The following is a 12,985-nucleotide window of genomic DNA, read 5'->3' as shown; positions in this document are numbered from 1 at the left end:
GCGGCGCATTAGCGTCCAATGAAATCCGAGCGCCGCTCCAACAGGCTTTCATAGAGGTAGTCGACGAACAGCCGGACCCGCCGCACCCGGCGCAGGTCGCCGTGCATCAGCACCCAGGTGGCCCGGCTCTGGTCTAGCGCGGACCCTGGCACGCGCTGCAATTCGGGGAACACGCTTTCCACCCAGGCCGCCAAAAACGTCATGCCCGCCCCTGCGCGGGCCATGTGCAGGTGCATCGCAGGGTCCGCAATCGCGTGGCGCACGGTCGCGCGGGGAAACGGTGAGGCAGCGATCATCGCCTGTAACTCCGGCACCTCCCCGTAGCCGAGCCAGGTCAGCCCCTCGCCGCGCGGCCCGGCGTCGTGCAGATGCCTGTCGAGATAAGGGCGCGAGGCGAAGACCCCGATGGAGAGCGGAAATAACTTGCGCCCCACGGCGTCGCCCGTGACCTCCCGGACATGGCGGATCGAGACGTCGGTTTCCAGCTTGTCAATGGAATCAAGGGTGTAGGACAGGTTCACATCGATCTGAATGTCGGGGTAGAGGGTCAAGAATTCTGCCAGCACAGGCGCCAACAGGAAGTGCGCGGTCATCGGATCAGCCGATAGCCGGATGCGGCCCGCGGCCTCCCCGTCAAGGCCCCGCACTGCGTTGAAGCCTTGGCGAAGCGACGCTTCAGCCTCCAACGCCTGGGGCAACAGTTTGCGGCCGGCCGCCGACAATTCCAGCCCACCGGCGCTGCGCCGAAACAACTGGACCCCCAGCTGAGCCTCCAGCCCTTCGATCTGCCGCCGCACCGTGGCATGGGTGCTGTCGGAGTGTTCGGCGGCGCTGCGCAGCGACCCCGCGCGGGCGACGGCCAGAAAGGCCGGAAGAGATTTCCAATCGATCATTTGGAACGATTATGAACCACAGCGGTGTATTTTTGGCAATATGCGGTGAGGTATTGATCCTCTAGCAGAAGGGAAATTCAACCCGAAGGAGATGATCATGACTGCGACTTTGACCGCGTTCAGCGTGCAACGCTACGGCCCGCCCCATATGCTGGCGCCCGTCCAGCGACCAATCCCCACCCCCGGTCCGCAAGAGGTGCTGATCCGCATCCGCGCCTCTGCCGTGACCCGCGCCGATGGGATGATGCGCGCCGGCACACCGCGATTTGCCCGGCTGTTTCTGGGCCTGCGCCGCCCGCGTCACGATCTTGTGGGCACTTGCCTGTCGGGCGAGGTGATCGCGGTGGGAGATGGGGTGAGCCGGTTTGCCGTGGGCGATGATGTCTTCGGCGAGGCGGGGCTGACCTTCGGGGCCAACGCCAGCCACATCTGCCTTGATGAAAGTGGCGTCTTGGTGAAAAAGCCCGCCGCGCTGTCCCATGAGGACGCGGCGGTCATGTGCGACGGGCCCCTGACGTCGTTCCATTTCCTCCATGAAATTGCCAGGGTCCAGCCGGGGCATAAGGTGCTTGTTCTGGGCGGTTCAGGCAGCCTCGGGACGGCGGCGGTTCAAATCGCCAAGGCCGCCGGGGCGCGTGTCACGGCCACCTGCAGCGCCCGGAATGCCAGCCTCGTGTCTGACTTGGGTGCCGAGCGGATCATTGACTACGGTAGGGAGGATTTCACCGTTCTTTCAGAGCGTTACGACGTGATCTTCGACACGATCGGGGTCAGCTCTTTCCGGCAGGTCAAGGCGGCGCTGACGGCGCGGGGCCGCTACATCTGCCCGGTGCTGACTCTGCCGCTTCTGGGCGCGATGATGACAAGCCGCCTGTCGGGCGGGCGACGCGCGCTCTTTGCCGCGGCGGGTCTCTTGCCCCCAGAAACCCTGCGCGCCCACTTGGCGCGGCTTTTGGAGATGTTGGCGACCGGCACGCTGGCTCCGGTGCTCGACCGGGTCTATCCGCTTGCGGATTTGGTTGAAGCGCATCGGCATGTGCAGACCGGACACAAACGCGGGAACGTGGTCGTCGTCTAGGCGGCGACCACGGAGTATCGGGGCCTGAGGCGAGGTAGCCCATCATTTACTTCAAGCTTAAAATATTTAGACTTGAAAAAGGCGCGCGCCCTCCATAGCGTTCTTCTGACAGGAACAAGTGGGGGTGCATCATGCGCATAGCGTGTTTGGGCGGGGGGCCTGCGGGGCTGTACTTCGCGATCTCGACCAAGCTGCGCCAGCCCGACGCCGAGGTGGTCGTGTTCGAGCGCAACCGGCCCGATGATACTTTCGGATGGGGCGTGGTTCTGTCCGACGAGACGCTGGACAATCTGGAGCGGAATGACCCCGTCAGCGCCCAGGAAATCCGCGCGCATTTTGCCTATTGGGATGACATTGCCCTGCATCACAAGGGACAAAAGCTGGTCTCGTCCGGGCACGGGTTCTGCGGCATCGGGCGCAAGAAGCTGTTGCAGATCCTGCATGGGCGCGCCGTGGACCTGGGTGTTGATCTGCGGTTCGAGACGCAGGTGGGCGCCGCGTCTGAATATATGGATGATTTCGACGTGGTCGTGGCCTCGGACGGGTTGAACTCCAAAACGCGGATGGAGTTTTCCGAGACCTTCCAGCCCGACATCGATATGCGCCTGTGCCAGTTCGTCTGGATGGGCACGCATCAGAAGTTCGACGACGCCTTCACCTTCATCTTCGAGGACACCGACAAGGGCTGGGTCTGGGCCCATGCCTACCAGTTTGACGAAGACACCGCGACGTTCATCGTCGAATGCGGGCAGGAGACGTTTGACGCCTACGGCTTCAGCGAGATGAGCCAGCAGGAGAGCATTGAGGTTTGCCAGGAGATCTTTAAGGGTCATCTGGGTGGGCACGCGCTGATGACCAACGCCAACCATATCCGAGGCTCGGCCTGGATCAGGTTCCCCCGGGTGCTGTGCGAAAAGTGGAGCCACAAGAACGTGGTGCTTCTGGGTGACGCCTCGGCCACGGCGCATTTCTCTATCGGGTCGGGGACCAAGCTGGCGCTGGAAAGCGCTATTGCGCTGTCCGACGAAATCCAGCGCACGCCGGATCTGGAAGAGGCGTTTGCCAAGTATGAGGCAACGCGGCGGCTGGAGGTATTGCGCCTGCAATCGGCGGCGCGCAACTCTGTCGAATGGTTCGAGGATGTGGAGCGGTATCTGCACCTGGACCCGGTGCAGCTGAACTACTCCATGCTCACACGGTCCCAGCGGATCAGCCACGAGAACCTGCGCGCGCGGGACCCCGACTGGCTCGCCTCGGCAGAAAGCTGGTTCATGGCGCAGGCGGGCGGGGGCCACAACGGTCCCGCACGCGCGCCGATGTTCGCGCCGTTCCGCTTGCGGGATATGACGTTGAAGAACCGCATCGTCGTCTCGCCGATGGCGCAATACAAGGCGGTGGACGGCTGCCCGACCGATTGGCACCTGATCCACTACGGCGAGCGCGCCAAGGGCGGCGCGGGGCTGGTCTATACCGAGATGACCTGCGTGTCGGCGGAGGGCCGGATCACGCCGGGCTGCCCCGGGCTTTATGCGCCGGAACATTTGGATGCGTGGGCGCGGTTGAACACCTTCATCCACGCGGAGACAGAGGCGAAAACCTGCTGCCAGATCGGCCATTCCGGGCGAAAGGGCTCCACCCGTGTGGGGTGGGAGGGGATGGACATGCCGTTGAGCGACGGCAACTGGCCGTTGCTGTCCGCCTCGGCGATTGCCTGGTCTGACGCCAATGCGGTGCCAAAGGCCATGGACCGCGCGGATATGGAGCGGGTGCGGGGCGAGTTCGTGGCGGCCACGGAGATGGCCGACGCGGCGGGGTTCGACATGATCGAGCTGCACGCGGCCCACGGCTACCTGATCTCGTCCTTCATCTCGCCGCTCTCGAACCTGCGCACGGACGATTACGGCGGCAGCCTAGAGAACCGGATGCGCTACCCGCTGGAGGTCTTCGCCGCGATGCGCGCGGCGTGGCCCGAGGGCAAGCCGATGTCGGTGCGCATCTCGGCCAATGACTGGGCGGGTGAGGATGGGGTGACGCCGGATGAGGCGGTGCAGATCGCGGCGATGTTTGAGGCGGCGGGTGCGGACATCATCGATGTTTCTGCCGGGCAGACCTCCACCGAAGCCAAGCCCGTCTATGGCCGCATGTTCCAGACCCCGTTCTCGGACCGGATCCGCAATGAGGCCGGGATCAAGACCATGGCAGTCGGCAACATTTTTGAAGCGGATCACGTGAACTCGATCCTGATGGCGGGAAGGGCTGATCTCGTCTGCCTCGCGCGGCCGCATCTGGCCGATCCCTATTGGACATTGCACGCGGCAACGGAGCTTGGCGACAGACAAGAGGTTTGGCCAAAACCCTATGAGGCCGGGCGGGACCAGGCGTGGCGTTTGGCGGACCGAGAGGCGGAAATGGCGGGTAAGGTATGACGGCCCATGTGGTGATCACCGGCGGCGGCACGGGCGTGGGGGCGGAGGTGGCGCAGCAGTTCGCGCGCGCCGGATACGCCGTGACGATCATGGGCCGCACGGCAGAGACGCTGGCAGCGCAGGGCCTGCCGTATCAGCTGTGCGACGTGACCGATGCGGCCTCGGTCGCCCGAGCATTCGAGGCCGCGCGCGCGGAACGGGGCCCCGTGACCGTGGTTGTGGCCAATGCGGGTGCTGCCACGAGCGTGCCCTTTGCCAAGATGACCGCCGAAGACCTGACGGCGATGGTCGAGGTGAACCTGGGCGGCGTGTTCAACGTCTGGCAAGCGGGATTGGCGGACATGAAGGCGGCAGGCGGGGGGCGGATGATCGCCATTGCCTCGACCGCGGGCCTAAAGGGCTACCCTTACGTCGCCGGCTATTGCGCCGCAAAACACGGCGTCGTCGGCCTGACCCGGGCGCTGGCGCAGGAGCTGGCGGCGACGGGGATCACCGTCAACGCGATCTGCCCGGGCTTCATCGAGACGCCGATGTTGGAGCGATCCATCGCCAATATCGTGGAGAAAACGGGAATGACCGCCGAGGACGCCGCAAAGTCGCTGACCAAGGGCAACCCGCAACGGCGGTTCATTCAGACCGATGAGGTCGCGGGGATGGCCTTGTGGCTCTGCTCGGACGCGGCACGCTCGGTCAATGGGCAGGCGCTGAGCCTGTCGGGAGGAGAGATTTGATGGCAGAACATGCGATGGAACCTTTGGAAAGTGCCTCGAAAGAGCGGCTACGGCTCTGGCTGCGGTTCCTCAAGGCCAGTCGGGCGATTGAAGCCACGCTACGCGAGCACCTGCGCGAGGATTTCGGCACCACGCTGCCCCGATTTGACGTGATGGCCGCCCTGTCGCGCTATGAGGACGGGTTGAAAATGAGCGAGCTGTCGGGCGTGTTGCGCGTGTCCAACGGCAACGTCACGGGCATCGTGGACCGGTTGGCCGAGGACGGCATCCTGGTGCGCGTCCCGGTGCCAGGCGACAGGCGCGCGTCGCTGGTGCGTTTGACCCAGCGGGGCCATGAGGTTTTCGCCGAACAGGCCGCCGCCCATGAGGGGTGGATTGACGAGATCCTGGGAGAGTTCAGCCCACCCGAGGCCCGCGATATCAGCGCGCGGCTTGAAGTTCTGGAAGCCTCCCTCAGCAAGGATGACGCGTGATGCGCAGGGATGTGAGCCATTTCAGATGCGAGATCGCAGACGGCATTGCCACCGTGGCGCTGGACCGGCCTGACCGCAAAAACCCGCTGACGTTCGACAGCTACGCCGAGTTGCGGGACTGGTTCCGTGATCTGGCCTATGCCGATGACGTGGACGCGGTGATCTTTGCGTCGAACGGGGGCAACTTTAGCTCTGGCGGCGATGTCCATGATATCATTGGACCTTTGACACGCATGTCGATGAAGGAGCTGTTGGCCTTCACCCGGATGACCGGCGATCTGGTCAAGGCCATCATCAACTGCGGCAAGCCGGTGATCGCGGCCATCGACGGGGTCTGCGTGGGAGCCGGCGCGATCATCGCCATGGCCTCGGACCTACGCATCGCCACGCCCGAGGCGCGGACCGCGTTCCTGTTCACCCGCGTCGGCCTTGCGGGGTGCGATATGGGCGCCTGCGCGATCCTGCCGCGGATCATCGGACAGGGCCGCGCGGCTGAGCTGCTTTATACCGGCCGCGCGATGACGGCGGACGAAGGACACGCCTGGGGGTTTCACAACAAGGTGGTCCCGGCGGAGGATTTGGACGCCGAGGCGCAGGCGCTGGCCACCCGCATCGCGGCGGGGCCGAACTTTGGGCACATGATGACCAAGACCATGCTGGCCCAGGAATGGTCGATGTCGATTGAACAGGCGATTGAGGCAGAGGCGCAGGCGCAAGCGATCTGCATGCAGACCGCGGATTTTGAGCGCGCCTACAAAGCGTTCGTCGCGAAGGAAAAACCTGTGTTCGAGGGCGATTGATGGCGGATCGTAGCTTCCTGGAATGGCCGTTCTTCGACGCCGCGCACCGCGATCTGGCCCCGCGGCTGGAGGCTTGGGCGGGCGACGCGTTAAGCGGCGTAAACCATGCCGATACCGATGCGGCCTGTCGCCAGATCGTCGGCGCGCTGGGGCAGGGCGGCTGGCTGAACCACGCCACCGTTGACCCGGAGGGCGACACGCCACTGGACGTGCGCAGCCTCTGTTTGATCCGCGAGACCCTGGCGCTCCACGACGGTCTGGCGGATTTCGCTTTCGCCATGCAGGGCCTGGGCACCGGGGCGATTTCGCTGTTTGGCACCGACGTGCAGAAGCGGGAATGGCTGCCCAAGGTCCGCGCGGGCACGGCGCTTGCGGCCTTCGCCCTGACGGAACCTCAATCCGGATCGGACGTCGCAAACTCCACCATGACTGCGACGCGCGAGGGCGATGCCTACGTGTTGAACGGGGAGAAGACCTGGATCAGCAATGGCGGCATTGCGGATGTCTATACCGTCTTCGCGCGCACCGGGGACGCGCCTGGCGCCAAGGGGCTGTCGGCGTTCATCGTGCCCGCCGACACGCCCGGCCTGAGCGTGACGGAGCGGCTGGAGACCATCGCGCCGCATCCGCTGGCGACGCTGCGGTTTGACGACTGCCGCGTGCCCGCCAGCGCCCTGATCGGCGAAAGCGGCTGGGGCTTCAAGATCGCCATGTCGGTCCTCGATGTCTTCCGCTCGACCGTCGCGGCGGCGGCCTTGGGGTTTGCGCGGCGGGCCCTGGACGAAGCCTTGGAGCGTGTCACCATGCGGCAACTCCAGGGCGCGCCGCTGTTCGATTTGCAGATGGTGCAGGGTCACATCGCCGACATGGCCGTCGACATCGACGCCAGCGCGTTGCTGATCTACCGCGCCGCCTGGACCAAGGACAGCGGCGCGCCGCGTATTACCCGAGAGGCGGCGATGGCCAAGCTGTTCTCGACCGATCAGGCGCAGAAGGTGATCGACAAGGCGGTACAACTCCACGGCGGTGACGGCGTGCGCGCGGGAGAGACGGTGGAAAGACTTTACCGCGAAATCAGGGCGTTGCGCATCTATGAGGGCGCCTCGGACGTGCAGCGCGTGATCATCGCGCGCCAGACGCTGGGGCAGATGCCAAGCCCGTCAAAGGAGGTCTGAGTCATGCTAGGCGCCAGCGCCCACACCGATACCTTTGCCCGGGACAACCTGCCGCCCCAGGATCAGATGCCGGATTTCCTGCTGGACGGGTTTGACTACCCAGAACGGCTCAACGTCGGGGTGGAGTTGACGGACGCGATGGTCGCCAAGGGCTTCGGGGACCATGACGCGCTGATCGGCAACGGGCGCAGGCGCACATACAAGGAGCTGAGCGATTGGACCAACCGCCTCGCCCATGTGCTGGTCGATGATCTTGGCGTGAATCCCGGCAACCGGGTGCTGATCCGGTCGGCGAATAACCCGGCGATGGTCGCCTGTTGGCTTGCGGCGACGAAGGCGGGGGCGGTGGTGGTCAACACCATGCCCATGCTGCGCGCGATGGAGTTGGGGCAGATCGTCAACAAGGCGCAGATCACCCACGCGCTTTGCGATAGCCGCCTCAGTGAGGAGATGGAGGCCTGCGCCGCCACGAGCGCCTTTCTCAAACACGTAACGCTCTTTGACGGCACCTCAAACCACGACGCGGAACTGGACCGGCTGGCGCTGGAAAAGCCGGTGCGGTTTGACGCGGTGGAGACGGGGCGTGATGACGTGGCGCTTCTGGGCTTCACCTCGGGCACGACAGGCGCGCCCAAGGCCACGATGCATTTCCACCGGGATCTGCTGATCATCGCCGACGGCTACGCCAAGGAGGTTCTGGGCGTCACACCAGAGGATGTCTTCGTGGGCTCGCCACCGCTGGCCTTCACCTTCGGGCTTGGCGGGTTGGCCGTGTTCCCGCTGCGGTTCGGGGCCACGGCGACGCTGCTGGAAACAGCCTCGCCGCCCAACATGATCGAGATCATCCAGAAGTACAAAGCAACGGTCTGCTTCACCGCGCCCACGGCCTACCGCGCGATGCTGTCGGCGATGGAGCAGGGCGCGGACCTGAGCAGTTTACGTGCCGCCGTTTCCGCCGGAGAGACCTTGCCCGCGCCGGTTTACGACGACTGGATTGCGAAAACGGGCAAACCGATGCTCGACGGGATCGGCGCAACGGAGATGCTGCACATCTTCATCTCAAACCGCTTTGACGATCATCGGCCTGCCTGCACGGGGCGGCCGGTGACGGGCTATGAGGCGAAGATCATTGGCGAAGATGACGCCGAGCTGCCGCGCGGGCAGGTCGGCCGTCTGGCCGTGCGCGGGCCCACGGGGTGCCGCTACCTCAGCGATGATCGGCAGGCGGGCTATGTGCTGGACGGCTGGAACGTGACCGGGGACGCGTTCACCATGGACGCCGACGGCTACCTGCATTTCGCCGCGCGCAACGACGACATGATCGTCAGCGCGGGCTACAACATCGCCGGACCCGAGGTAGAGGCCGCCTTGCTGGCCCATTCCCACGTCGCGGAATGCGCCGTTATCGGGGTGACCGACGAGGAGCGCGGCATGATCGTGGAGGCCCATGTGGTGCTGGCCCAGGGCGCGCCAACGCCCGAGACGGCCAAGCTGTTGCAGGACCATGTCAAAGCGACCATCGCGCCCTACAAATACCCCCGCAGCGTGAAATTCTGTGATGCCTTGCCAAAAACGCAAACCGGCAAGATCCAACGCTTTTTGCTGAAACAATCCTGACGAAGACTTCGGAGCCCGCCATGACTGCCACAACGATCCAGCCCGACGGCTGGTCCCCCGCCAAAGGCTACGCCAACGGCATGCTCGCCGCAGACGGCACGCTTTACATCGGCGGACAGATCGGCTGGACGGCGGATCAGGTGTTCGAAAGCCATGATTTCATCGGTCAGATGGAACAGGCCCTGCGCAATATCGTGGCCGTGGTGGAGGCAGCCGGTGGCCGCGTCACGGACATCACCCGGCTGACGTGGTTCGTGATCGACAAGAAGGAATACGTCGCCCGCCAACGCGAAGTGGGTGAGGTCTACCGCCGCGTCCTGGGTCGCCACTTTCCTGCGATGTCGATGCTGATCGTCGCCGGATTGGTGGAGGATGCGGCGCTGCTGGAGATCGAGGCGACGGCCTACATTGGTCCCGAAAAACGCCTGTAGCCTGCGCAATCAGGCCGACGGGCGGCGAGCAATCAGGTCGATCAGCGCGGAGGTGCCGGAATGGCCTGTGCCCTCATCCAGCTCGGCTTCGTATTCCGCCAGCCTCTGAATGTCCCAGGCGGCGAACCGCTCGGCCAGCATCTCGGGCTCGTAGAGGTTCTCGGCAATTCCCGGCCCGCCCGTGCCATGGGCCAACTGACGCGGCGTATAGCCGTGCAGCAAAAGCAGCCCGCCGGGCTTCAAGGTCTTCTCGATCCCGTCGAAAATCGTGGCGCGGAAGGCGGGATCGGCAAACTGGATGAAGATCGCGGCGACAATGTCGTATTGCGCGGGTGCCCAATCCCAACTCGCCAGATCGGCAAGCTGGAAATTCACCGTGACGCCCCGAGATGTTGCCAGCCGCCGGGCCTTATCCAGCCCCACGGTGGAGCTGTCCATCGCGGTAACATGCAACCCGCGCTCTGCCATGAAGACTGAGTTGCGCCCCTCGCCATCGGCCACGGCCAGGGCCGTTGCGCCTGCGGTCAGCAAAGCGGCGTGCTGCACCAGAAAGCCGCTCGGCGCCGTGCCAAAGAGGTAATCGGACGTCCCGTATCGTTTGTCCCACATGGGTGTGCCTCTGCTTTGCAGGTCGTTCAAAAGCGTTACGCGCCGGTCCGGCCCCGCTTCTGAGCATCCGACAACACCATGGGCGGCATCGTCAATCCTCGGCGCGCGCCCCGTCATCGGACCACTTCGCATCGTAGTGCGAGCCGTCGCAGAACGGCTTGTTCTTGGACAACCCGCAGCGGCACAGCGAATACTTGGCGCGGCTGGCGCCAACCCCGTTGAACTCAGCGTCAAGCGGCACATTGGTCACGTGGAACGGCCCGTTCTTCTCAACCGCGATGCCCATATCGCCCGTGGTCAGATGCTGTGCGGTTTGATCGCCGACCGAGACCCGCAGCGCGCCTGAGGGGCAGGCGGCGATGACGTCCATGATCTCGGCGGCGGAGCCATTTTCGGGTTGGATCCAGGGCTTGGCCTTGGGGTTAAACACGCGCGCTGCGCGCTTCTGGCACTCTGCCGCATGGGTGCAGAGGACGGGCGTGTAGCTGATGGTGACGGGGACGCCGTTGACCTCACCAGCGTAGTCCAGCGCCTTGTTGCGCAAACGGGTGTGGTCTGGCGCGCTTTCAAACCCGATCTTGGCGTGGGAGCCGTCGCAAAACGGCTTCCTGGCCGAGGCCCCGCAGCGGCACAGCCCAAACTTCGGCGGCGTCTCGATGTCCGTCCCGTCCGCGCCGGTCAGGCGCGGCGGGTTCTCGACAATCAGCGGGCCATTCGGTGCCGGGGTGATCTTGGGCAGGTCAGTCATCGGGCGGAACCTTTCGGTTGGGGGCGGGCGTCAGGCCTTGATGCGCGCGCGGTTAGGCAGCCAGACGAGGAAGCTGAGCACAATAGCGCTGGCGCAGATCATCGTCATCACGGTGCCGGGCACGAAGTTCACGTAGCCGGGAAAATCCACGAACAGCAAGTAGCCCGTATCTGTCAAGCCGCCGACCAGGGCCGTGACCCAGATTGCCGTCATGTTGGCACGCCAGATGAAGACGGCGCCGACCATGGTCACAAGGCCGATCCAGGCCAGGTTGAACCCATGTTGGTTCAGAATGCCGCCCACTGCCGCGTGGTAATCCGCCACAAGAAGCGTGGGATCGACCGCATCGGCGATGCCCGCGAACCCCTCTGCAGGCGCGAGCGAGAGGGTCATCACGCCCGCAAAAACGTGGACGGCGCCCCAGATCACCCACAGCACGGCGGCGATCTTGAGAAGAGTAGTTTGCGTGGGGGTCATGAGCGGAGTCTCCGATAAGGGTTTTCGTGATGTCGTTAATTCGTGGCGGTATCCGAGGAGTGCAGGAGGCGTGTCAGCACCGCATCCAGCGCGGCGAAATCCTCGGGCCTTGTGAGGGTTTCGCCGTCCCAGGCCTCGGCCCACTTCCCGATGCCAAGCGTGCCCCGCAGGTCGGCGCCGAAGAAGGGGGCCAGTTTCTCTTGGCTGGCCAGCACATTGGCACCGGCACGGCCCCCGGGGCTGGCGGCCAGAAACACCACCGGCTTGCTCTGCCATAGCTGCCCGTCGATCCGGCTCATCCAGTCGAAGATGTTCTTCCAGGCGGCGGTGACAAAGCCGTTGTGCTCGGCAAAGGAGACAAGCACCGCGTCGGCTGCGCCGATCTGGGCGAAGAAGTCCTGTGCAACGGCCGGGATGCCGCCTTCGGCCTCACGCTCGGGTGAATAAATCGGCATCTCATAATCGTTGAGATCCAGGGTCGTGACGGCGACCTCTGGCGCGATACCGGCGTGCAGTCGGGTGATGGCATGTTCGACCAGCGCACGGTTGATGGAAGCGCGGCTGTTGGAGGCCGCGAAGGCGAGAAGCTTCATGGGGGTGTCCTTATGACGAGTTAACCGGAGCGCTTGCCGAACCACATCCGGCGCAAGAGCCCATCCTTGAGGATGACCTGATGATAGGTCGCGGCCAGAAGGTGCAAAACGATGAGGGCCGTCAGGAGGAGCGCAATGACCCCATGGGCGATGCGCGGCGGCAGGTCGGCCAGTTCCGGGGGCAAGCTGTCCGCCGCCCCGCCATAAACGATCGGGAAAAGGCCCGCGCCGATGGCCGACCCGAGGCCGGTCAGGACCATGCCCGCGATCAGAATGTAGAAGCCCCAGTGGATCCAGGCGCCCAAACGGTCGAGGAGCGCGTTTCCGGTGGCCGCTTGGGGCGGATGGGCGGTTTTGGTGCGGGTGATCAGGCGCAGGATCAGCAATACGCCGATGGCCATGCCGAAGATCATATGGCCGCCGAGCCCCGCGATTTTGTCGGGGCTGTCAGACGGCATGTTGGCCAGAAACAGGCCACCTGCGGTCAGCGCCATGAGGATCATCGGCGCCATCAGCCAATGGAGCGCCACGAGGAGGGGATGATACCGTTGCATGGTCGCAAGCGCCTTTTCAGAGGTGGTTTGAGGAGAGTGTGCGCGACGGGCAGTCTGCACACCAGTGCCCCAAATGCGCGGAATATGCGCAATGATGCGACATGGATCTCTGTTCCGATGCAGGGCTGACAGGGGTAACTGAAGGATCTGGGTGCGCGATCGATGTCGGGGGCGTTGATGGGTCTGCGAAATCCGTGAGAGCGCGATGTTCTGCTGGGGAAGCCAGGTCGGAATCCGTCTTTCTTACGATGGTCAGTGCGTAGCCTGCGGCTTTGACCGGCATATTCATCACCTGAATTTCGGTCACCTCTGTGGGCGTGACTCTGGGCGCAAGATTACGGGAGGTTGTACTAGTGATAGGACGCGCATTTCTTAGCTAC

General features: G+C 64.4%; 14 protein-coding genes. 8 read left to right on the top strand and 6 right to left on the bottom strand.

What is annotated here, in order from left to right:
- Window positions 1-8: 8 nt before the first annotated feature.
- Entirely contained in the window at window positions 9-893 is an 885-nt protein-coding gene (locus AC6I9R_RS13195) for a LysR family transcriptional regulator (protein ID WP_461426027.1), read from the bottom strand.
- 97 nt (window positions 894-990) lie between these two features.
- Between AC6I9R_RS13195 and AC6I9R_RS13190 the strand changes: the two genes are divergently transcribed.
- The 8 genes from AC6I9R_RS13190 to AC6I9R_RS13155 all read left to right on the top strand — a co-directional run bounded on the left by AC6I9R_RS13190 (window position 991) and on the right by AC6I9R_RS13155 (window position 9,624).
- On the top strand, window positions 991-1,971 hold the full coding sequence (locus tag AC6I9R_RS13190) for an NAD(P)-dependent alcohol dehydrogenase (RefSeq protein WP_461426026.1): 981 nt from the start codon (window positions 991-993) through the stop codon (window positions 1,969-1,971).
- Between the two features lie 131 nt (window positions 1,972-2,102).
- Entirely contained in the window at window positions 2,103-4,397 is a 2,295-nt protein-coding gene (locus tag AC6I9R_RS13185) for a bifunctional salicylyl-CoA 5-hydroxylase/oxidoreductase (protein WP_461426025.1), read from the top strand.
- Window positions 4,394-5,128, top strand: coding sequence for an SDR family NAD(P)-dependent oxidoreductase (locus AC6I9R_RS13180; RefSeq protein WP_461426024.1), 735 nt, complete (start codon window positions 4,394-4,396; stop codon window positions 5,126-5,128). The genes AC6I9R_RS13185 and AC6I9R_RS13180 overlap by 4 nt, the downstream gene beginning before the upstream one ends.
- The gene (locus AC6I9R_RS13175; protein ID WP_461426023.1) at window positions 5,128-5,601 is read left to right on the top strand and encodes a MarR family winged helix-turn-helix transcriptional regulator; all 474 of its coding nucleotides are present in this window, start codon (window positions 5,128-5,130) and stop codon (window positions 5,599-5,601) included. The genes AC6I9R_RS13180 and AC6I9R_RS13175 overlap by 1 nt, the downstream gene beginning before the upstream one ends.
- Window positions 5,601-6,401 carry an enoyl-CoA hydratase family protein gene (locus tag AC6I9R_RS13170; protein WP_461426022.1) on the top strand — a complete coding sequence of 267 codons (801 nt, stop codon included), beginning with the start codon at window positions 5,601-5,603 and terminating at the stop codon, window positions 6,399-6,401. The genes AC6I9R_RS13175 and AC6I9R_RS13170 overlap by 1 nt, the downstream gene beginning before the upstream one ends.
- Entirely contained in the window at window positions 6,401-7,576 is a 1,176-nt protein-coding gene (locus AC6I9R_RS13165; protein ID WP_461426021.1) for an acyl-CoA dehydrogenase family protein, read from the top strand. The genes AC6I9R_RS13170 and AC6I9R_RS13165 overlap by 1 nt, the downstream gene beginning before the upstream one ends.
- 3 nt (window positions 7,577-7,579) lie before the next feature.
- Window positions 7,580-9,193, top strand: a complete 1,614-nt coding sequence (locus tag AC6I9R_RS13160; RefSeq protein ID WP_461426020.1) for an AMP-binding protein — start codon at window positions 7,580-7,582, stop codon at window positions 9,191-9,193.
- A gap of 20 nt (window positions 9,194-9,213) precedes the next feature.
- Complete coding sequence (locus AC6I9R_RS13155) at window positions 9,214-9,624, top strand: RidA family protein (RefSeq protein WP_461426019.1); 411 nt, start codon at window positions 9,214-9,216, stop codon at window positions 9,622-9,624.
- 9 nt (window positions 9,625-9,633) lie between these two features.
- Here AC6I9R_RS13155 and AC6I9R_RS13150 read toward each other — a convergent pair whose 3' ends face one another.
- The 5 genes from AC6I9R_RS13150 to AC6I9R_RS13130 form a co-directional block, all read right to left on the bottom strand.
- Window positions 9,634-10,233 carry an SAM-dependent methyltransferase gene (locus AC6I9R_RS13150; RefSeq protein WP_461426018.1) on the bottom strand — a complete coding sequence of 200 codons (600 nt, stop codon included), beginning with the start codon at window positions 10,231-10,233 and terminating at the stop codon, window positions 9,634-9,636.
- Between the two features lie 91 nt (window positions 10,234-10,324).
- Window positions 10,325-10,981 (bottom strand): CDGSH iron-sulfur domain-containing protein, encoded by a 657-nt coding sequence (locus tag AC6I9R_RS13145; protein WP_461426017.1) that lies wholly within the window; start codon window positions 10,979-10,981, stop codon window positions 10,325-10,327.
- A 30-nt stretch (window positions 10,982-11,011) separates the two neighbouring features.
- Window positions 11,012-11,458 (bottom strand): hypothetical protein, encoded by a 447-nt coding sequence (locus tag AC6I9R_RS13140; protein WP_461426016.1) that lies wholly within the window; start codon window positions 11,456-11,458, stop codon window positions 11,012-11,014.
- A gap of 35 nt (window positions 11,459-11,493) precedes the next feature.
- Window positions 11,494-12,051: an NADPH-dependent FMN reductase gene (locus AC6I9R_RS13135; protein WP_461426015.1), complete on the bottom strand. Its 558-nt coding sequence runs from the start codon at window positions 12,049-12,051 to the stop codon at window positions 11,494-11,496.
- Window positions 12,052-12,071: 20 nt separating this feature from the next.
- A complete protein-coding gene (locus tag AC6I9R_RS13130; protein WP_461426014.1) occupies window positions 12,072-12,605 on the bottom strand; it encodes a cytochrome b in 534 nt (177 codons plus the stop codon).
- Window positions 12,606-12,985: the final 380 nt, after the last annotated feature.

The organism is Gymnodinialimonas sp. (assembly GCF_059726805.1).
The sequence above is the reverse complement of the archived record's forward strand: the minus strand, read 5'-3'. Positions and strand labels throughout refer to the sequence as shown.